Source organism: Citrobacter sp. RHB21-C05 (assembly GCF_013889015.1).
Taxonomy (GTDB): domain Bacteria; phylum Pseudomonadota; class Gammaproteobacteria; order Enterobacterales; family Enterobacteriaceae; genus Citrobacter_A; species Citrobacter_A sedlakii.
On sequence record NZ_CP057611.1, the window covers coordinates 1,969,970 to 1,990,621 of the forward strand.

Below are 20,652 nucleotides of genomic sequence, written 5' to 3' on the forward strand. Positions count from 1 at the left end.
ACCCCTCTTTTTTTACAAGGTGCATTTACGCCTATGAAGCCTTCTATCGTTGCCAAACTGGAAGCCCTGCATGAACGCCATGAGGAAGTTCAGGCGTTGCTGGGTGATGCGGGAACCATCGCAGACCAGGAACGTTTTCGCGCGCTGTCGCGTGAGTATGCACAATTAAGCGATGTTTCTCGCTGTTTTACGGACTGGCAACAGGTTCAGGAAGATATCGAAACGGCACAGATGATGCTCGACGATCCTGAAATGCGTGAAATGGCGCAGGAAGAACTGCGCGAAGCAAAAGACAAAAGTGAACAACTGGAACAGCAGCTCCAGCTTTTGCTGCTGCCCAAAGATCCGGACGACGAGCGCAACGCGTTCCTCGAAGTGCGCGCCGGCACCGGCGGCGACGAAGCGGCGCTGTTTGCCGGCGATCTGTTCCGCATGTACAGTCGCTACGCCGAAACCCGTCGCTGGCGGGTAGAGATCATGAGCATGAGCGAAGGCGAACACGGCGGTTATAAAGAGATCATCGCCAAAATCAGCGGCGACGGGGTTTATGGGCGACTGAAGTTTGAGTCCGGCGGTCATCGCGTCCAGCGCGTACCGGCAACGGAGTCACAAGGACGTATCCATACCTCCGCCTGCACCGTCGCGGTGATGCCGGAACTGCCGGAAGCAGAACTACCGGATATTAACCCGGCCGATCTGCGCATTGATACCTTCCGCTCCTCGGGGGCGGGTGGTCAGCACGTTAACACCACCGACTCGGCGATCCGTATTACTCACCTGCCGACCGGCATTGTGGTGGAGTGCCAGGACGAACGTTCGCAGCACAAAAACAAAGCGAAAGCGCTCTCTGTGCTCGGCGCGCGTATTCGCGCGGCGGAAGTGGCGAAGCGCCAGCAGGAAGAGGCCTCCACCCGCCGAAACCTGTTAGGCAGCGGCGATCGCAGCGACCGTAACCGTACCTACAATTTTCCACAGGGGCGGGTCACCGACCACCGTATCAACCTGACGCTGTATCGCCTGGACGAAGCGATGGAAGGCAAGCTGGATATGCTGATCGAGCCCATCGTGCAGGAATACCAGGCTGACCAACTGGCGGCGCTGTCCGAGCAGGAATAATGAATTTTCAACACTGGTTGCGTGAGGCCATAAGCCAGCTACAGGAAAGCGATTCGCCACGTCGTGACGCCGAGATCCTGCTTGAATATGTCACCGGCAAGGGGCGCACCTGGATTCTGGCGTTTGGCGAAACGGAATTAACCGACGCCCAGCGCCAGCAACTGGCTGCGCTGCTGGCGCGCCGTCGCCGTGGCGAACCGATCGCCCATCTGATCGGCGAACGGGAATTCTGGTCGCTGCCGCTGTTTGTCTCGCCAGCTACTCTGATCCCGCGCCCGGATACCGAATGTCTGGTTGAACAGGCTCTGGCGCGTCTGCCCGCTGCGTCATGCCGGATCCTGGATCTGGGCACCGGTACCGGGGCGATTGCGCTGGCGCTGGCTTCCGAGCGCCCTGACTGCGATGTCACGGCAGTGGACCGGATGCCGGAGGCCGTTGCACTGGCGCAGCGAAATGCCACCCGACACGCCATCACAAACGTCAGAATCCTGCAAAGCGACTGGTTCAGCGCCTTAGCCGGGAACCAGTTTGAGATGATTGTCAGCAACCCGCCGTACATCGATGAGCTGGATCCGCATCTTTCGCAGGGCGACGTTCGCTTTGAGCCGCTGACGGCGCTGGTCGCGGGCGATCACGGGATGGCGGACATCAAGCACATCATCGACCGTGCGCGCGGCGTTCTGATGCCGGAGGGCATGTTGCTACTGGAACACGGCTGGCAGCAGGGGACCGCGGTGCGCGACGCTTTTGTCCGCGCGGGCTATCACGACGTGGAGACCTGCCGGGACTACGGCGATAACGAGCGGGTGACGCTGGGACGCTGGCGGCCGTGAGTAGCTTTACGCTTTTGCTTACCCTCCACTTGCTGAGCATCGCCCTCTCAGTCAGCCTGTTTGTGCTGCGTTTCTGGTGGCGGGAAAGCCATTCTCCGCAGGCTGATGCCCGCTGGACGCGAGTTGTACCGCCCGTTGTTGATACGTTCCTGTTACTCAGCGGTATCGGCTTAATCGCTAAAACGCACATCCTGCCATTCACCGAACAGGGCTCATGGCTGACTGAGAAGCTGTTTGGCGTTATCATTTACATCGTTTTGGGTTTTATCGCGCTTGATTACCGTCGGGCGCGCAGTCGGCAGACGCGGTGGATCGCGTTTCCGCTGGCGTTGGTGGCGCTGTACATCATCGTTAAACTCGCCACCACAAAAATATCGTTACTGGGGTAAGTCATGAGATCGTTAGCTGATTTCGAATTTAATAAAGCGCCACTGTGCGACGGAATGATTCTGGCGTCGGAAGCTATCCGCCTGGATTTTCCCTCACAAACTGTCTACGACGAGCTGGAACGTCTGGTCAGCCTGGCGCAAGAAGAAATTAGCCAGCTCCTGTCTCAGGATGAGCAACTGGAAAAATTGCTGGCACTTTTTTACGGCGAATGGGGCTTTACTGACAGCCGCGGCGTCTACCGTTTGTCCGATGCATTATGGCTTGACCAGGTCCTGAAAAACCGTCAGGGCAGCGCGGTGTCGCTGGGCGCGATCTTACTGTGGGTCGCCAACCGCCTGTCATTACCGCTGGTGCCGGTCATTTTCCCGACGCAGCTTATTTTGCGCATTGAGTCGCTGGAAGGGGAAATGTGGCTGATTAACCCCTTCAACGGTGAAACGCTGAATGAGCATACGCTGGAAGTCTGGCTGAAAGGCAATATCAGTCCGGTCGCGGAACTGTTTAACGAAGATCTGGACGAAGCCGATAACGCGGAAGTCATTCGCAAACTGCTCGACACGCTGAAATCCTCTCTGATGGAAGAACAGCAGATGGAACTGGCGCTGCGGACCAGTGAAGCGTTGCTGCAATTTAATCCGGAAGATCCGTATGAAATACGCGACCGGGGATTAATCTATGCGCAACTGGAATGTGAACACGTGGCGTTGACCGATTTAAACTATTTCGTTGAACAGTGTCCGGAAGACCCGATCAGCGAAATGATTCGTGCGCAGATTAATAACATCTCGCACAAGCAAATTGTTCTGCATTAATTTATCGACACTCTTACTCACCATTAAGGCGATCCTATGAAACAAAAAGTGGTTAACATTGGCGACATCAAGGTAGCGAACGATCTGCCGTTCGTGCTGTTTGGCGGCATGAACGTGCTGGAATCCCGCGATCTGGCGATGCGCATTTGTGAGCACTACGTAACCGTGACCCAAAAGCTGGGTATCCCTTACGTGTTCAAAGCCTCTTTTGATAAAGCCAACCGTTCCTCTATCCACTCTTACCGTGGTCCTGGCCTGGAAGAAGGGATGAAAATTTTCCAGGAACTGAAGCAGACCTTTGGCGTAAAAGTGATCACCGATGTTCACGAAGCGAGCCAGGCGCAGCCTGTTGCTGATGTGGTGGATGTCATTCAGCTGCCGGCGTTCCTCGCCCGTCAGACCGATCTGGTGGAAGCGATGGCGAAAACCGGCGCGGTGATTAACGTGAAAAAACCGCAGTTTGTTAGCCCGGGCCAGATGGGAAATATCGTGGATAAGTTCCACGAAGGCGGTAACGATAACGTTATTCTTTGCGATCGCGGCGCTAACTTCGGCTATGACAACCTGGTCGTGGATATGCTGGGCTTCAGCGTGATGAAAAAAGTGTCCGGTAACAGCCCGGTGATTTTTGACGTGACGCACGCGCTGCAGTGCCGCGACCCGTTTGGCGCGGCAAGCGGCGGTCGTCGCGGTCAGGTGACCGAACTGGCGCGTGCCGGTATGGCAGTGGGTCTGGCCGGTCTGTTTATTGAAGCGCATCCGGATCCGGACAACGCTAAATGTGACGGTCCGTCCGCGCTGCCGCTGGCGAAGCTGGAACAGTTCCTGGTACAGATGAAGGCGATTGACTCCCTGGTGAAAAGTTTCGACGAACTGGATACCGAGAGCTGAGTTTCGCTGAGAGAAAACCGCAAGCGCAATGCCGTTCCGCTGACGTGAACGGCATTGCGGTATTCAGTACGGGCGCCGTCAGAAGGCTATCGCCACGTTGAGCTGGCCCGCGACGCCATCATCGCTGTGCGTATCGGCGGTGAGATAATCCACCCGAGTGCCGACGGTGATAGTGTTAAAGGTCGCGCTCAGTTGCAGGCCCGCTTTATAAAGCGCTTTGCTGCCGAAGGCCGAGGTTTGATCGACGCCCAGCCCATAGAGCGTGGCATGACTGCTCGTCGATTTATCATTCAGCATCCGCTCATAGCCCAGCGCAATGCCCGGTTTCAGCGTCCAGTTTCCCACCTGCTGCGGCAATATCCCGATCCCTAAGTCAGCCGTCAGGCTGGTTTGCGTCTGGTTCACCCCATCCACGTCGAGCGCCGCTTCACTGCCGCGTTCACGAAAGCCGTCGAGGGTTAAATGCGTCACCTGCACGCCGATGGCCGGGTCGAGAGTCAGCGTTGAAACGGTACTGAACCAGCCGAGAGAGGCTCGTCCGCTGTAGAACTGGCCGTGGGTATCGCCCGATGCGGCGCCCAGCCCGCCGCCGAGACGGCGGTCGCTCTGGTAGTCGATATACCCGGCGCTGCCCTGCAGACCGACCCAGGGGCCGCTGTCCAGCGAGGAGAGCGCGTAGCGTGCGCCGAGTCCCAGCGTCGGGGTATGGGTTTTCACCTTGCCGCCTGCCGAAGAGATACTGCCGTCGCCATAGCCAATCGAGGCGTTTGCTGCGCTGCGCGCGTTGAAGCGATGAGTGACGCCGACCAGCGTTCCCCAGCTGTGTTCGCTGCTGGAGCTGGCTTCACTGCTCGCATCCGTTCCCAGATAGGTCGCCAGCCCCTGCAACCAGACCTGAGACTCTTCGTCCTGAAGGCCGCGGGCGGAAATCACCGGGGCGAGCGCATCGTACAGGCGTGACGGCTGGCGCAGCAGATAGCTGCTGGCGTCGGCGAAAACCTGTCCGCCAATCTGTTTTTCAACCCCGCCGAGGGAGCCTTGATCGATAGCGCTTTGCAGATAGTAGTTATATGCCGTGTCACGTCCCGACAGCGGGGAGTCCTGCAGGGCGTTCAGCAGCGACGCCCCCTGCGCGGCGTTGCCGCTGAAGCCGGATTCGCCGGGCAGCGTCTGATAGCGCACCATTTTGCCGCGCAGTACATAGATCGTCGCCTGATCGAGGCCTAGGCCCTTTTTCAGATAGTTGTCCATCGACCCGTAGCTGGCGATAACGCTATCCAGCCCGGCCTGCAGCCAGCTGGCGCGAACGCCCATCAGCGCGCCGTAAGTATCGCGCATGGATGTCGGCATCGTGGCAAGCGTCGCACTGATACGATCGGCGGTGTAGTCGTTGGTCGCCAGATAGTTTGCCATGATATCCCTGTCGCTGACGCCTGCGATGGTTTGCAGCACGGCGCTGACCCAGCCGGTACGATCTTTGCCCGCGGTGCAGTGGAACAGGGCGGCGTCATCTGCGGCGGCAAGCTCGCGGAAAACCTTGCCCAGTCCCTGACGGGCGTAGTCGCTGGTAACGAAGCTGCGCTCGCCGTCCTGCATCATTTCGTCGATGTCGCTGACGTTCATATTGTTGAGATCGATGACGAAGGCGCCGTTATTACCGATTAAATCGACGGCGACATAACGGCTGCCCGCCGGCAGTGTGTCGGCCTGAGCGGTGATTTCTGCCGGGGAGCGCAAATCAACGACCGTGGTGACCTGCAGATCCTCCAGTGCCGCCAAATCGTTTCCTGTCGGCGTCAGGGCGTTTGAGCGATAGAATACACCCGCGCGCATTACGCCGTTATGGGCGGTGGTATAGGCGGTGGTTAGCCCGGCGATATCGCGGAAGTTGTCGATACCGCTTAGACGTGGGGTATTGAGTAAAAGATCTGCAGCCTGCGCGTTGACGCAGGTGAAAAGAACAAGTGCTGTAAGCGGGCTCAGGGATGCTTTCATGACCAAACTCCTTGTCTGTTAACGTTAACAGGCGCGGAGTATAGGGAGCATGCGTGAACAATTTGTGACGGTTCGGCAATTTAACTGCGAAAATAGATTAATGATTACAGTCGGTTAATGGGTGATACAGCAGTCGTTAACCCTCAGGCCAGGCGATATCGCGAAACATCGGCCCGGCCGTCGCTGGGCTGTCAGGCGAAAATCGTCATCAGATAGGCGGCAAACAGCGCCAGGTGCGCCGCGCCGTTCAGCACATTCGTTCTTCCCGTTGAGAACGAGATTTGGCACAGCAGCAAAGAGGCCACCATCACCACCATTTCCGGAGCGCCTAAGCCGAACAGCAGCTCGTTACCTGTTGCCCACGCAATCAGCGTCACGACGGGTACCGTCAGTGAAATGGTCGCCAGCACCGAGCCGAAGAACAGGTTCATCGCCCGCTGTACCTGATTATTCAGCACCGCTTTCAGCGCGCCAAGCCCTTCCGGGGAGAGGATCAGAAGCGCCACGAGGAAGCCGGTAAACGCCACCGGGGCATTCATTTCCGTCAGCAAGGTTTCCAGCGGATTCGCGTTCATTTTGGTCACGGCGATCACGGCAACCAGATGTACAATCAGCCACGCCGCATGCCATATGTTGCTGTGTGCGGACGGTTTACCATGGTGCGGATCGTCGTCATCGCCTTCGTCTTCATGCTCATAAACAAACAGGCTCTGGTGCGTCTTGGTCTGAATCAGCAGGAACACGCCGTACATCGCCGCGGAAATCAGGGCCACGAGCAGCGCCTGACTGGTGGAGAAGTTGGCGCCGGGCAACGCCATGGGAAAGACCAGCACAATAATGGCCAGCGGAAACAGAGCAATCAGATACTGCTTGATGCCATAGAGATTCATATACTGCGTGGCGAATTTACGTCCGCCGAGCAGCAGAGAAAAACCGACCAGGCCGCCGGTGACGATCATAATGATGGAATAAAGCGTATCGCGCATCAGCGTTGGCGCAGCGTCGCCGGTGGCCATTAATGCCGATATCAGGCTGACTTCAAGAATAACTACCGACAGGCTTAAGATAAGCGAGCCGTAAGGCTCACCGAGGCGGTGGGCTAATACATCGGCGTGACGAACCACGCTAAACGCGCTACTCAAAATCCCAATCAGGGCAAGAATATTAATACCGATCACCGCTGGTAGTGACTGGCTGCTCCCCCACAGGAACAGCACTACCAGCGCCAGAACCGGGAAAATAAGCGATGTCTCCTTGTGGCGGGTTTTCACCGCCTCCTGTGCATGTGTCATTCATACTCTCCATTAAAGTGATGCAGGCAAACTGTCGTTATAAATGTAATAAAGATGATAAAAAATAACAGAAAACGTAAGGTTGTAGGGGCATTTTTACGAAATTTTACCCCAACTCTCCGTTTAAATTGTGAAACGATAAAAAGAAGCGCTTTTGTTTATAGAATAATTCAATAACAGTAAGTTAGATAAAGTGTTTTAGCAAAACATCCACCTGGGTGGCGAAATAAAGGGGCGTTGACCACACTTAAGGTTTAGCCGAAAGAGGAGGCAACCATGCCGTATAAATCGAAAAAAGATTTGCCGGACAGCGTACAGAATGTGTTACCCGCTCATGCTCAGGATATTTATAAAGAGGCTTTTAACAGCGCCTGGGATCAGTACAAAGACAAAGCGGATCGGCGGGATGACGCCAGCCGCGAAGAGACAGCGCATAAGGTTGCGTGGGCGGCGGTCAAAAATGATTATGAAAAGGGCGATGATGATAAATGGCATAAAAAATCATAAGCGCTTCAAATGTAAGGTTTAACAAAATGACCGTGTTCAGTCGCTTCGCGAATCGTGCTGCCTGACCCTGTCGCCGCCTTGCAAGCGGCCCGCGAATTGCATATTGTCCTGCTGTTGGTTTCAAAATGAGCAGTTAGAAGGCCCGGAAGGCGTCAAAAGTTGTCGCAGGGAAGTAGGCAGTGGCGGAGGTGTAAGGTGTTAACGCGTGATTTCTTGATGAATGCCGATTGCAAAACGGCATTTGGCGCTATTGAAGAATCACTCTTATGGTCGGCAGAGCAACGTGCGGCGTCCCTTGCGGCGACGCTGGCCTGCCGACCGGACGACGGACCGGTGTGGATCTTCGGGTATGGATCATTGATGTGGAACCCGGCGTTGGAGTTCGATGAGTCGTGTACCGGTACGCTGGTGGGCTGGCACCGGGCCTTTTGCCTGAAGCTGACCGCCGGACGCGGGACTGCCTGCCAGCCTGGGCGGATGCTTGCACTGAAAGAGGGCGGACGCACCACTGGCGTGGCCTATCGCCTGTCGGATATCTCGCTTGAACAAGAATTGACTCTGCTATGGAAGCGCGAAATGATCACCGGCTGTTACCTGCCAACCTGGTGTCAGCTGGCGCTGGACGATGGTCGCACGGTGAACGCGCTGGTGTTTATTATGGATCCGCGTCATCCGTTGTATGAGTCGGACACTCGCGCGCAGGTGGTTGCGCCGCTGATCGCCAAAGCCAGCGGTCCGCTTGGCACCAATGCGCAGTATCTGTTTTCGCTGGAACTTGAGCTGAAGAAGCTGGGCATGCAGGATGATTGTCTGATCGATCTGGTGGCGAACGTGCGGGGGCTGTTAGAGGAAACGCTGCCCGAAGGGGTAATGCGTCCCGGCTTCGCGTAGCGCCAGGTTATTTTGCCCGGTCAGCGTCAGCGCGGCCGGGCTTATAATTATCAGGCTGCGATATAGCTGATGGAATGTTCCAGCGACTGGCTGTGGCTGTCGATTAGCACATTCCAGACGCCGGTGTAAGGGACGGTCAACCATGCGTTATCACGATCCTGCACGCTTAAAATGTCGGTCTGCGTGTCTTTGACGTGTTTTTTCTCGCTCATCAGGTGGATGTGACAACGCTCCGAGCAGCGCACCACTACGGTATCCCCACCAAATAACTTCAGACTTGCTTTCACTAATGCCATTTTTCACCCCGTTATTGAAAACAACCTACTTCCTCGCGGAAGTATTGCGTGATGTTGTTCACATTTCACTCAGTGCATAACACCAAAGAGTGAGTTGGGGAATGCTGATTTTGATCAAAAAATGGCATAACGATTAAACAAAAATGACAAAATCGGGCGAAAAAGCGTGATCGGGCGCACTTACTTTTGCGGGAAATGCGCCACGGGAAGATTAAATTCGGCAATTCCCGGTCGTTACAGCAAGCCGGGCTGCGCAACCGTCAGAAGGTGAGTACTTTATCGGCAGCCAGCGTCCACTGCGCCAGCTCCACCAGCGTGCCGACTTCCACGCCGTCGATCAGCGGCAGATCGGTGATCCCGCGCCCGTCGGCGCAGGTTTTGCACAGCTTCACCGGTACGTTCTGGGCGGTGAGGATCTCAATCATCTGCTGAATATTATACCCTTCCGCCGGTTTCTGGCTGCGCAGTCCTGCCGTGACGGCATCTGACATCAAAAACAGTCGGAGGTCGAGTTCGGGCGACTGTTCACGTAACGCAATGGCGAGACGCAGGCTGTTAAACAGGGACTCACTTCCGTAGGCCGCACCGTTGGCGACGATCGCTATCTTTTGCATTTTAACTCCTGTTGTCTGAAGGGGCATGGATATTGCTTACTCCTGAATAAATCTGTTATCCGGGAGAGCTGACATGATGACAAACGTGGAAACGCCAGGGGCGACGCAATGGTTCCGCTACGCGCGCCAGCTTGAAAACACGCAGCTTCGGCAACTGGCGCAGTCCGGAAAACTGGTCTCGCGCATCAGCCATCTGGTGCATATGCTACAGTGCGAACGCGGGGCTTCCAACATTTGGTTATGCTCGCAAGGCACGCTGTATGTGGCAGAAATCCGTGCCAGCCGGGCGCTGGTGGATGAGGAACACCGGCGGTTGCAGCACCTGTTACAGGACTATTTGCCGACAGCCAACAGCGCGCTGTGTCATCGCATTGCCAGCGCGGTATGGTGTCTTGAGCAATTACCGGCGCTGCGCGATAGCGTCAGCGGACGCAATCAGCCCGCGCTACAGGCGATGGAACAGTACAGCCGACTGTTACGCCATTTACTGAGTATCGTGCCGGAGCTTAACGACAGTATCGATCAGCCGCACGTCGCCGGAGGTTTAGTCGCCCTGTACAGCTTTATGCAGGGAAAAGAGCTGGTTGGCCAGGAGCGGGCGCTGGGGGCGATAGGCTTCACCCAAGGTGAATTTAGCCCGCAGATGCGTCAGGAGCTGGTTGATCGCATCGATGGTCAGCAGCTCTGCTTTGACACCTTTCTTTCACTGGCGTCCCCGGCGGTGGTGCATCAATTCCACCAGTATGGCGAGGCGGAAGGGGCGGTCGAACAACTGCGACGCCATGCCTGTACCCGCCAGCCTGACGCCGACAACGGCACAAGCGCGTTACGCTGGTTTACCCTTCAGACTCAGCGCCTCGAGCAGTTGCGCGCTATCGAAGAAATGCTGATTGCTGAGTTGATGAACGCGGTAGAGCGTCGACTGAACCAGCAAGAGTGCGCACTGCCGCTGGAAAGCTGGCTCAACGACGCCGCCGCGGATACCTTCTCGCTGCGGCGCGATAAACAGTTACTGCTGGTGGTGCGCCAGCAGGCGCGACAGCTGGAGCAGCTCAGTGGGCAGTTGGCTTCGCTACAGGATTCGCTGGAAGAGCGCAAGGTGATTGATAAAGCGAAAAGCGTGTTAATGAATCACCAGCAGCTCAGCGAAGAACAGGCCTGGCAAACGCTGCGCAAAATGGCGATGGATAAAAACCAGCGAATGGTGGATATCGCCCGCGCAGTGCTCACCGTGAAATCGCTGATGCAAAGCGCGCGCTAAGACACGCTGCACGGTGAATGGGCAAACGTTGCCTGTTTGCGGTGCAGCGCGGCGACACACTACACCGTTTGTCCGCCAGACAGGCCTCTGCAAAGTTGGCATCTGAATTGCAAATCGTATTACAGACATTTTAGCGACGGACCAACGGCGGTCTGTTCGTTTTGAGGATAAAGGCGTCCTGCAATGCGTTGGCATTGCCGGGCGCTTTTTTTTTGCCATGGGGAGCGGATATGGAGAACAACACGGTTTCGTTAACGCGCAGGCGACTGCTTCAGGCCAGCGCTGTGCTGGGCGCAACCTGCCTGCTGCCGGGGGCGATGTCAGCGGTCTGGGCGGCAGGGTCGGACAAGCCCGAGCAGGCGACAGTGAGAGTGGGATTTATTCCGCTGACTGACTGCGCGCCGGTGATTATCGCCGCCCTGAAGGGCTTTGATAAAAAGTACGGTATTACCCTCGTACCCACCAAAGAAGCCAGCTGGGCAGCTGTACGCGACAAGTTGGTTTCCGGCGAACTGGACGCCGCCCACGTGCTGTATGGCCTGCTGTACGGGCTTGAACTGGGAATAGCCGGCAAAGCGCAACCGATGGCGAACCTGATGACGCTGAATCAGAACGGTCAGGCGATCACGCTTTCTGCGGAATTACAGGCGCAGGGCGTCACCGATGCGGCGGCGCTGAAAAAGAGGATCGCCGCGCAGGCGCCCGGTACGTTTACCTTCGCGCATACCTTCCCGACAGGCACCCACGCCATGTGGCTGTACTACTGGCTTGCCAGCGCGGAGATTAATCCGTTTACCGATGTCCGGACTGTGGTTGTTCCACCGCCGCAAATGGTGATGAACATGCGCATCGGAAACATGAGCGGTTTTTGCGTCGGCGAACCGTGGAACGCACGGGCGATTAACGATCGGATCGGGTTTACCGCCGCCACCTCGCAGGCGATCTGGCCCGATCATCCGGAAAAAGTGCTTGGCGCGCGCCGCGCATGGGTGCAACAGAACCCACATACCGCGCGGGCGCTGGTCAGCGCGGTGCTGGAGGCTTCGCGCTGGATTGACGCGTCGGAAGGGAATAAACGCGAAACGGCGCAGATCCTCTCTCGTCGGGCGTGGCTGAATACCAAAGAACAGTATCTGACCGGGCGCATGCTGGGGGAATACGACAACGGCGCAGGGCGTCGCTGGCAGGATCCGCATCCGATGCGTTTCTTCCGGGAGGGTGAAGTGAGCTTTCCCTGGCACTCCGACGGCATGTGGTTTCTGACCCAATTCCGTCGCTGGGGATTGCTGAAGGACGCGCCCGACTACGCCGCCATTGCCGCGCGCGTCAACCGTACCGACATCTGGCGCGACGCCGCCACCGCCATTGGCGGCGGCATAACCGCGCCTTCTGGCCTGTTGCGCAGCAGCACGCTGCTGGACGGTTCCGTCTGGGACGGGCGCGAGCCGGAAACCTACGCCACCCGCTTCTCGCTTAACCGTATGGGAGTCTGATATGCAGAACAACACACAAAAGAAAGTGGCTGAACCCGTCGTGGCCGACGTGGTCGTCCTGCCGCCAGTACAGGTCCGCAGGCGCGCGTCTCCGCTTTCCGGCTGGTTGCGTCATGGGGTGCAGCGAACGGTGCCGGCGGGGCTGGGTATCGGCCTTCTGCTGTTCTGCTGGCAACTGGCGGCCATCAACAGTAAAGGCTTTCCCACGCCGCTCAGCACCCTTGACTCGGCGCTGACGCTATTCGCCGACCCCTTTTACAATGGCGGACCCAACGACATGGGGATTGGCTGGAACGTGCTGGCGTCGTTACAGCGGGTGGCGACGGGCTTTGGCCTTGCCGCGCTGGTCGGGATCCCGCTGGGCTTTCTGATTGGCCGCTTCACCTTCTTCTCAAACATGTTTTCGCCGCTTATCGCGCTGCTGCGCCCGGTCAGTCCGCTGGCCTGGCTGCCTATCGGCTTGTTGTTGTTTCAGAAAGCGGAACCCGCCTCAAGCTGGACCATTTTTATCTGCTCGATCTGGCCGATGGTCATCAACACCGCAGAAGGCGTGCGGCGCATTCCCGCTGACTATCTCAATGTCGCCCGGGTGCTACAGCTTTCCGAGTGGACGATCATGCGCCGCATTCTGTTCCCCGCCGTTGTGCCTGCCGTTCTGACCGGCGTTCGACTGTCTATCGGCATCGCCTGGCTGGTGATTGTCGCCGCCGAAATGCTGACCGGGGGGCTGGGTATCGGCTTCTGGATCTGGAACGAGTGGAACAACCTCAATGTGGAAAACATTCTCATCGCTATCGTGATCATCGGCGTGGTTGGCCTGCTGCTGGAGCAGGGTCTGATGCTGATGGCGCGGCGTTTTAGCTGGCAGGATAAATAGGAGGCAAGCATGAAACCGTTAATACAGATACAGGCGGTCAGCCAACGCTTTTCAACCGCCAGCGGCGAGTTTCTGGCGCTGCAAAATGTCTCCTTTGACATTCACGAAGGGGAAACCGTCAGTTTGATCGGCCACTCCGGCTGCGGTAAATCCACGCTGCTGAACCTTATTGCCGGCATCACATTGCCCAGTGAAGGCGGGTTGATTTGCGATAACCGCGAAATTGCCGGACCAGGGCCGGAGCGGGCGGTGGTGTTTCAGAATCATTCACTGCTGCCGTGGCTGACCTGTTTCGACAACGTGGCGCTGGCGGTGGATCAGGTTTTTCGTCGCACCATGAGCAAAGCCGAGCGGCGCGACTGGATCGAACACAATCTGGCCCGCGTTCAGATGGGCCACGCCATGCGCAAACACCCCGGCGAAATTTCCGGCGGCATGAAGCAGCGCGTGGGGATCGCAAGGGCGCTGGCGATGAAGCCGAAAGTGCTGCTTATGGATGAGCCGTTCGGCGCGCTTGACGCACTGACCCGCGCGCATCTGCAGGACACGGTGATGCACATCCAGCAGTCGCTCAACACCACTATCGTGCTGATTACCCATGACGTCGACGAGGCGGTACTGCTGTCTGACCGTGTGCTGATGATGACCAACGGTCCGGCGGCGACGGTAGGCGAGATTTTAGCGGTGGATCTGCCGCGTCCGCGCCATCGCGTGCAGCTGGCGGACGACAGCCGTTATCACAGCCTGCGTCAGCGGGTGCTCCATTTCCTCTACGAAAAACAGCCGAAGGCGGCGTAAGGAGGAGCAGATGACGCGACTGGTGATTATCGGCAACGGTATGGCGGCCACCCGACTGGTGGAAATACTCGTTGCCGACGAACGGCGTCGGTATCGCATTACTCTGATTGGCGATGAGCCGCAGCCTGCTTACAACCGTATCCTGCTGTCGCCGGTGCTCGGTGGCGAAAAGCCCTTTGCCGAAACGGTGCTGCACGCGCCGCAATGGTATCGCGACCACGGTATTACGGTACTGAACGGGGAGGCGGTGATCGCCGTCGATGTCCACGCCAGAACGCTTACCACCACCCGGCGCAGCCTGGGCTGGGATGAGCTGGTTTTTGCCACCGGTTCCGACCCTTTTATCCCGCCGGTTGAGGGGGCTGACCAGGCGCATGTCATGGCGTTCCGCACCGTCCAGGATGTAGAAAAGATCCGTCAGGCAGGTGGCCCCGCGATAGTACTGGGCGGCGGGGTGCTAGGGGTAGAAGCCGCCGCGGCGTTACGCTATTCGTGTGACAACGTCACGTTGGTGCACCGGGCAGATCGTCTTATGGAACAACAGCTTGACCATCAGGCCAGTGCGCTACTGGAAGCGCAGCTCACCACCCGCGGGATCCACTGTTTCCTTTCATCCGGCATCGCGCGTATTGCAAAACAGACCGTGACGCTACAGGACGGGCGAGTATTGGCGGCAAATCGGGTGATTATCGCCACCGGCGTGAAGCCCAATATTCGTCTGGCGCAGGAAAGCGGCATTGCGTGTCAGCGCGGCATTGTTGTTGATGCGCAGTTACGTACCAACATAGCGAATGTCAGCGCCATGGGCGAGTGCTGTGAAATCAACGGTCAGACATGGGGGCTGGTCGCGCCATGTCTGGCGCAGGCGGCGGTGCTGGCGGCCCGTCTTTGTGGCGCGCCGCAGGACGATTTTCGCTGGCAGGAGTCGGGAACCCGCCTGAAAGTGACCGGCATTGACCTGTTCAGCGCAGGCGCGGTGGATACCCTTCCCGGCGACGAGGTGTATTCCAGCCTTGATCCACTCAGCGGACATTATCGGCGTCTGCTTATTCGTGGCGGCAAACTTGCCGGCGCGTTACTGATGGGCGATTGCCGCAGCGCCGCGCCGTTTACCGAACTGCTGGCGCAGCGCGCGACGGCACATCCTGACTGGTTATTCGACCACTTTGACACGCAACCGACGGTTGCAGGACTGAAGACGATGACAAAACCGACGCTGGCCGTTGTGGGACACGGAATGGTAGGCCACCATTTCCTTGAGCAGTGCGTAAGCCGCAATCTGCATGAGCAGTATCAGATTGTGGTATTCGGTGAAGAGCGCCACGCCGCCTATGACCGGGTACATTTGTCGGAATACTTTGCCGGACGTAGCGCGCAGTCGCTGTCACTGGTGGAGGAGGGCTTTTTTATCCGCTACGGCATTGAGTTACGACTGTCGCAGCGCGTCGTCGCTATCGACAGGGAGAGGCGGATAATTCGTACCGCCAGCGGTCATGAAACCCACTGGGATAAGCTGGTGCTGGCTACCGGATCGTATCCGTTCGTGCCGCCGGTCATGGGCAATGATTCGCCTGGCTGCTTTGTTTACCGCACGCTGGACGATCTGGACGCCATTGCGGCGAAGGCCAAAGCGGCGCGTCGTGGGGTTGTGATCGGCGGCGGGTTGTTGGGGCTGGAAGCGACAAACGCGCTGCGCCAGCTTGGGCTGGAAACGCACGTTGTTGAATTTGCGCCAAACCTGATGGCGGTACAGCTGGATGACGCTGGCGCGGCGATGTTGCGCGAAAAAATCGACGCGCTGGGCGTAGGCGTGCACACCGCGAAAGCCACCACCGGGATTGTGACCACGGCGGACGGTCTGATCCTGCATTTTGCCGATGGCGAGTGTCTGGAAACCGATATGGTGGTCTTTTCTGCCGGGATCCGCCCGCAGGATGCGCTGGCGCGCGACGCCGGATTAGCCGTCGGTGAACGCGGGGGGATCCGCATAGACAGCCGGTGTTTGACCTCTGATGACGCCATCTACGCCATTGGCGAATGCGCGCTCTGGGAAGGGCGGATTTATGGACTTGTTGCGCCGGGGTATCAGATGGCGCGAGTGGTTGCCGCCGGACTGGCGCAGGAGTCGGCGTGTTTTAGCGGCGCGGACATGAGCACCAAACTGAAACTTCTGGGCGTGGATGTCGCCTCGTTTGGCGACGCGCAGGCCCGCACGCCAGGCGCAAAAAGCTACCAGTGGACCGACGGTCCTGAGCAAATCTATAAAAAAATCGTCGTTAGCGCCGACGGCAAAACGTTGCTCGGCGGTGTGCTGGTGGGGGACGTGGGCGACTACGCCACGCTGTTGCCGATGATGCTGAACGGGATTGCGCTTCCCGCCCGGCCGGAGTCGCTGATTTTACCTGCGCTTTCCGCTGGCGCGCCTGCTGCCCTCGGCGTGGCGGCGCTTCCGGACAGCGCGCAGGTTTGCTCCTGTCATAACGTCAGCAAAGCGGATATCTGCCAGGCGGTCAGCGCGGGCGCAACCGATATCCCCGCGCTTAAGCAGTGCACCAAGGCGGCGACTGGCTGCGGCGGCTGTAGCGCGCTGGTTAAACAGGTGATGGAACATCAGCTTGCCGCTCAGGGCGTGGAGGTCAAAAAGGATATCTGCGAACACTTTTCGTATTCGCGTCAGGAGATCTACCACCTGGTGCGGGTTAACCGGATCCATACCTTTGAGCAATTGATTAGTCGCTACGGACAGGGCCACGGCTGCGAAATTTGTAAGCCGCTGGTCGGTTCGGTGCTGGCCTCGTGCTGGAACGACTATCTGCTGAAGCCTGCGCACAGGCCGCTACAGGATACCAACGATCGTTTTTTCGCCAATATTCAGAAAGACGGTACCTATTCAGTTGTGCCAAGAATGGCGGCGGGAGAAGTGACGGCTGACGGGTTGATCGCGATGGGCGAGATCGCCAAACGCTATCGGCTGTACAGCAAAATCACGGGCGGTCAGCGCATCGATCTCTTTGGCGCGCGACTGGAGCAACTGCCGGATATCTGGCGCGACCTGATTGCCGCCGGATTTGAAACCGGGCACGCCTACGGCAAGTCGCTGCGGACGGTGAAATCCTGTGTTGGCTCGACCTGGTGTCGCTACGGCGTACAGGACTCCACCGGACTGGCGGTGAGGCTGGAGCATCGCTATAAAGGGCTGCGCGCGCCGCATAAAATCAAAATGGCGGTGTCCGGCTGTACCCGAGAATGCGCCGAAGCACAGGGCAAAGATGTCGGGGTTATTGCTACCGATAAGGGCTGGAACCTGTACCTGTGCGGCAATGGCGGCATGAAGCCGCGTCACGCCGATCTGTTTGCCAGCGATATGGACAGCGACACGCTGATACGCACCATCGATCGCTTTCTGATGTTCTACATTCGCACGGCCGACCGCTTACAGCGTACCAGTACCTGGATGGATAATCTCGAAGGCGGCATTGCTTACCTCCGCGAGGTGATCCTCAACGATAGCCTCGGCATTGCCGACGAGCTGGAGCAGGAGATGGCGCGCGTGGTGGAAAGCTACCAGTGTGAGTGGCAAACCACGTTGAACGACCCGCAGCAGTTGGCGTTGTTCCGGTCAACCCTCATCAGCCAGCCGCAGGAGGAAAACCAGCGACCCTGGCAGGCGGTGTGCGACGTTGAGGCGATCCCGGAACGCCTGGGCGTCGGCGCGCGACTGGGTGAGCGGCAGATTGCGCTGTTCCGCTTTGGCGAAACGGTGTTCGCGCTGGACGATCGCGAGCCGGGCAGCGACGCCAACGTGCTTTCCCGCGGCATTCTGGGCGACGCCGGCGGCGAACCGATCGTCATTTCACCACTGTATAAACAGCGTATTCGCCTGCGCGATGGCCGTCAGTGCGACAGCGGCGAACCGATGGTACGCGCGTGGCCGGTGAAAGTGGAAGGCGGGACGGTATGGGTCGGCAATCAGGCGCTGCTGCTGCGCGCGGAGGCATCATGAGCGAAACCCGAACCACCTGTCCCTACTGCGGCGTCGGCTGCGGGGTAATTGCCGAGGTAAGCGAAAAGGGCGTCACCGTAAGAGGCGATCCGTCGCATCCGGCAAACTATGGGCGGCTGTGCGTGAAAGGCGCAGCACTCGGCGAAACCACCGGGCTGGCGGAACGTTTACTGCACCCGACTGTGGACGGTGAAGTCACCGACTGGCAGCAGGCGCTGGATACCGCAGGCCATCGGCTGCAGGCGATTATTGACCGTTACGGTCCGAAGGCGGTCGCGTTCTATGCCTCAGGTCAGTTGCTCACCGAAGACTATTACGCGGCGAACAAGCTGATGAAAGGTTTTATCGGCGCCGCCAATATCGACACCAACTCCCGACTTTGCATGTCGTCGGCGGTAACCGCCTACAAACGCGCCTTTGGCGCCGACGTGGTGCCGTGCAGTTACGAGGACGTCGAGCAGAGCGAACTGGTGATCCTGGTCGGCTCAAACGCCGCCTGGACGCATCCGGTACTCTACCAGCGCCTGGCGCAGGCAAAGGCCGACAACCCGTCGATGCGGGTGGTGGTGATCGATCCGCGCCGTACGCCCACCTGTGACATCGCCGACCTTCATCTTCCTCTCGCGCCGGGCAGCGACGGCGGGCTGTTTGTCGGTCTGCTCCACGCGCTTCAGCAAAGTGGGCTGGCGAACAGCGACTTTGTCGATGGTCAGGCGGCGCTGGCGCTGGCTGACGAATGGCCGCTGGCGCGGGTGGCGGAATATTGCGAGCTGGAACGGCAGACCGTCGCCACCTTCTATGACTGGTTTCTCAGCGCCCGGACCGCCATCACGCTTTACTCCATGGGCATTAACCAGTCGGCCAGCGGCAGCAACAAGTGTAATGCTATTATCAACGTTCACCTCGCCAGCGGAAAGGTCAACCGCGCAGGCTGCGGCCCCTTTTCGCTGACCGGACAGCCAAACGCGATGGGCGGTCGCGAGGTCGGCGGACTGGCGACCCAGCTTGCCGCTCATATGGATTTTGAACCCGCTGACGTGTCGCGCGTCGCCCGTTTCTGGGGGACGGAACGCCTGGCGCAAACGCCGGGGCTGATGGCGGTCGATTTGTTTGCGGCTATCGCCAGCGGCGAGGTCAAAGCGGTGTGGATCATGGGCACCAATCCTGCGGTGTCGCTACCGGACAGCCATGCGGTATGTCAGGCGCTGGCGGCGTGCCCACTGGTGATTGTCTCTGAGGTAATGGAAAAGACGGATACCAGCCGTTATGCGCATATCCGTTTTCCGGCGCTGGCGTGGGGGGAAAAAGACGGCACGGTAACCAACTCCGAACGGCGGATCTCGCGCCAGCGGGCGTTTTTACCCGCGCCCGGCGAAGCGCGCGCCGACTGGTGGATTGTGGCGCAAATGGCGAAACGACTGGGATTCGCCAGCGCATTTGCCTGGCAGGACGCGTGGCAGGTCTTTCGCGAACATGCGGCGCTTTCCGGGTTTGAAAATAACGGTGAGCGGGCATTTGATATCGGCGCGCTGGCGGCACTCAGCCGTGAACAGTGGCAGGATCTGACGCCTGTACGCTGGCCGGTAAGCCGCACGCAAGACGTGCCGCCGGCATGGCGGCGTCAGCGGATGGTGCCGGTTGCGCCGCAGGGCATGAATACCTGCGGCGATCCGCTGTATCCGCTGGTGCTCAATACCGGGCGCATTCGCGACCAATGGCATACGCTGACCCGCACCGGAAATGTCCCACGCCTGATGCAGCATATCAGCGAACCGACCGTCGAGCTGTCGCCGCAGGATGGCGCGCGACTTCAGCTTGTTGACGGCGCTCTGTGCCGGATCCATTCGCCGCGCGGCGTGATGGTCGCAAGGGTGATGATACACCCCGGTCAGCGCGAGGGGAGCGCTTTTGCACCTATGCACTGGAACAATCAGTTTGCCCGTCAGGGGAGGGTGAACGCGCTGGTCGCGCCGGTGTGTGACCCGCATTCCGGTCAGCCGGAAAGCAAACAGACGGCGGTGCGTATCACCCCGTGGCAGCCGCGCTGGCAGGGGGAGTTGTTCTGCCGCGATCCGCTGACGCTACCGCCTTATGTTCACCGCTGGCGAAAAGCCACGCGATGCGGGCTGCGCTATACGCTGGCTGCCGATCGTCCCGTTACCGACTGGCTGGAAAATCACTACACTGAGCAGGGCTGGCAGATACAGCGGGCCACGACGCCGTACGGGCAGCATCTGCTCGCCTGGCATCAGGGAAGGCTGATGTCCGGGTTCTGGTCAGGAACGGTACTGCCTGCGCTTGATGAGGCGCTGATCGTCTCCGCTTTTCGCCAGCCGCCGGAAACCGCCAGGGCGCGCCATGCGCTGCTGAGCGGAAACGCTGACGGCGAGCAAGCCGATCCGGGGGCGATCGTCTGCAGTTGCTTTAGCGTCGGGGAGAAAACCATTGCTCAGGCCATAGGTCAGGGTTGCGACTCGGTGGCGGCGTTGGGGTTAAGCCTGCGTTGCGGTACGCACTGCGGCTCCTGCGTACCGGAGCTAAAAGCGATTCTGGCGCGGATGCTTCCCTGCAAAGCGTAAGGAT

17 protein-coding genes are annotated in these 20,652 nt (G+C 58.7%); 13 read left to right on the top strand and 4 right to left on the bottom strand.

Going from position 1 to position 20,652, the window contains the following annotated elements:
• Nucleotides 1-33: 33 nt before the first annotated feature.
• From prfA to kdsA, 5 genes are read left to right on the top strand one after another with little or no spacing between them, the layout of a single operon-like run.
• Entirely contained in the window at nt 34-1,116 is a 1,083-nt protein-coding gene (gene prfA, locus HVX72_RS09505; protein WP_042283633.1) for a peptide chain release factor 1, read from the top strand.
• Nucleotides 1,116-1,949, top strand: a complete 834-nt coding sequence (gene prmC, locus HVX72_RS09510) for a peptide chain release factor N(5)-glutamine methyltransferase (RefSeq protein ID WP_181823069.1) — start codon at nt 1,116-1,118, stop codon at nt 1,947-1,949. Before prfA ends, prmC begins: the two co-directional genes overlap by 1 nt.
• Entirely contained in the window at nt 1,946-2,338 is a 393-nt protein-coding gene (sirB2, locus tag HVX72_RS09515) for an invasion regulator SirB2 (protein ID WP_042283628.1), read from the top strand. The genes prmC and sirB2 overlap by 4 nt, the downstream gene beginning before the upstream one ends.
• A gap of 3 nt (nt 2,339-2,341) precedes the next feature.
• On the top strand, nt 2,342-3,151 hold the full coding sequence (gene sirB1 / locus HVX72_RS09520; RefSeq protein WP_181823070.1) for an invasion regulator SirB1: 810 nt from the start codon (nt 2,342-2,344) through the stop codon (nt 3,149-3,151).
• 36 nt (nt 3,152-3,187) lie between these two features.
• Entirely contained in the window at nt 3,188-4,042 is an 855-nt protein-coding gene (gene kdsA / locus HVX72_RS09525) for a 3-deoxy-8-phosphooctulonate synthase (RefSeq protein WP_060571320.1), read from the top strand.
• A 78-nt stretch (nt 4,043-4,120) separates the two neighbouring features.
• Here the strand turns inward: kdsA and HVX72_RS09530 are convergent, their stop codons facing one another.
• Nucleotides 4,121-6,037, bottom strand: coding sequence for a tyrosine-protein phosphatase (locus HVX72_RS09530; protein WP_181823071.1), 1,917 nt, complete (start codon nt 6,035-6,037; stop codon nt 4,121-4,123).
• Nucleotides 6,038-6,228: 191 nt separating this feature from the next.
• A complete protein-coding gene (gene chaA, locus HVX72_RS09535; protein ID WP_181823072.1) occupies nt 6,229-7,329 on the bottom strand; it encodes a sodium-potassium/proton antiporter ChaA in 1,101 nt (366 codons plus the stop codon).
• Between the two features lie 276 nt (nt 7,330-7,605).
• On the opposite strand from chaA, the gene chaB reads away from it, so the two are divergent.
• A complete protein-coding gene (gene chaB, locus HVX72_RS09540; protein ID WP_042283612.1) occupies nt 7,606-7,836 on the top strand; it encodes a putative cation transport regulator ChaB in 231 nt (76 codons plus the stop codon).
• 195 nt (nt 7,837-8,031) lie between these two features.
• Entirely contained in the window at nt 8,032-8,727 is a 696-nt protein-coding gene (locus tag HVX72_RS09545) for a gamma-glutamylcyclotransferase (RefSeq protein ID WP_181823073.1), read from the top strand.
• Nucleotides 8,728-8,777: 50 nt separating this feature from the next.
• Here HVX72_RS09545 and HVX72_RS09550 read toward each other — a convergent pair whose 3' ends face one another.
• Both HVX72_RS09550 and HVX72_RS09555 read right to left on the bottom strand, forming a co-directional pair.
• Nucleotides 8,778-9,023: a DUF1883 domain-containing protein gene (locus tag HVX72_RS09550; RefSeq protein ID WP_042283606.1), complete on the bottom strand. Its 246-nt coding sequence runs from the start codon at nt 9,021-9,023 to the stop codon at nt 8,778-8,780.
• A gap of 260 nt (nt 9,024-9,283) precedes the next feature.
• Entirely contained in the window at nt 9,284-9,637 is a 354-nt protein-coding gene (locus HVX72_RS09555; protein ID WP_181823074.1) for a DsrE/DsrF/TusD sulfur relay family protein, read from the bottom strand.
• Between the two features lie 73 nt (nt 9,638-9,710).
• On the opposite strand from HVX72_RS09555, the gene nasR reads away from it, so the two are divergent.
• From nasR to HVX72_RS09585, 6 genes are all read left to right on the top strand, one after another.
• On the top strand, nt 9,711-10,898 hold the full coding sequence (gene nasR / locus HVX72_RS09560; protein ID WP_181823075.1) for a nitrate regulatory protein NasR: 1,188 nt from the start codon (nt 9,711-9,713) through the stop codon (nt 10,896-10,898).
• A gap of 230 nt (nt 10,899-11,128) precedes the next feature.
• A complete protein-coding gene (locus HVX72_RS09565; RefSeq protein WP_181823076.1) occupies nt 11,129-12,391 on the top strand; it encodes a CmpA/NrtA family ABC transporter substrate-binding protein in 1,263 nt (420 codons plus the stop codon).
• A 1-nt stretch (nt 12,392) separates the two neighbouring features.
• Complete coding sequence (gene ntrB / locus HVX72_RS09570) at nt 12,393-13,268, top strand: nitrate ABC transporter permease (RefSeq protein WP_060571315.1); 876 nt, start codon at nt 12,393-12,395, stop codon at nt 13,266-13,268.
• Nucleotides 13,269-13,277: 9 nt separating this feature from the next.
• Nucleotides 13,278-14,066 (top strand): ABC transporter ATP-binding protein, encoded by a 789-nt coding sequence (locus HVX72_RS09575; protein WP_181823077.1) that lies wholly within the window; start codon nt 13,278-13,280, stop codon nt 14,064-14,066.
• Nucleotides 14,067-14,076: 10 nt separating this feature from the next.
• Nucleotides 14,077-18,069, top strand: coding sequence for a nitrite reductase large subunit NirB (nirB, locus tag HVX72_RS09580; RefSeq protein WP_181823078.1), 3,993 nt, complete (start codon nt 14,077-14,079; stop codon nt 18,067-18,069).
• Entirely contained in the window at nt 18,066-20,648 is a 2,583-nt protein-coding gene (locus HVX72_RS09585) for a nitrate reductase (protein ID WP_181823079.1), read from the top strand. The genes nirB and HVX72_RS09585 overlap by 4 nt, the downstream gene beginning before the upstream one ends.
• Nucleotides 20,649-20,652: the final 4 nt, after the last annotated feature.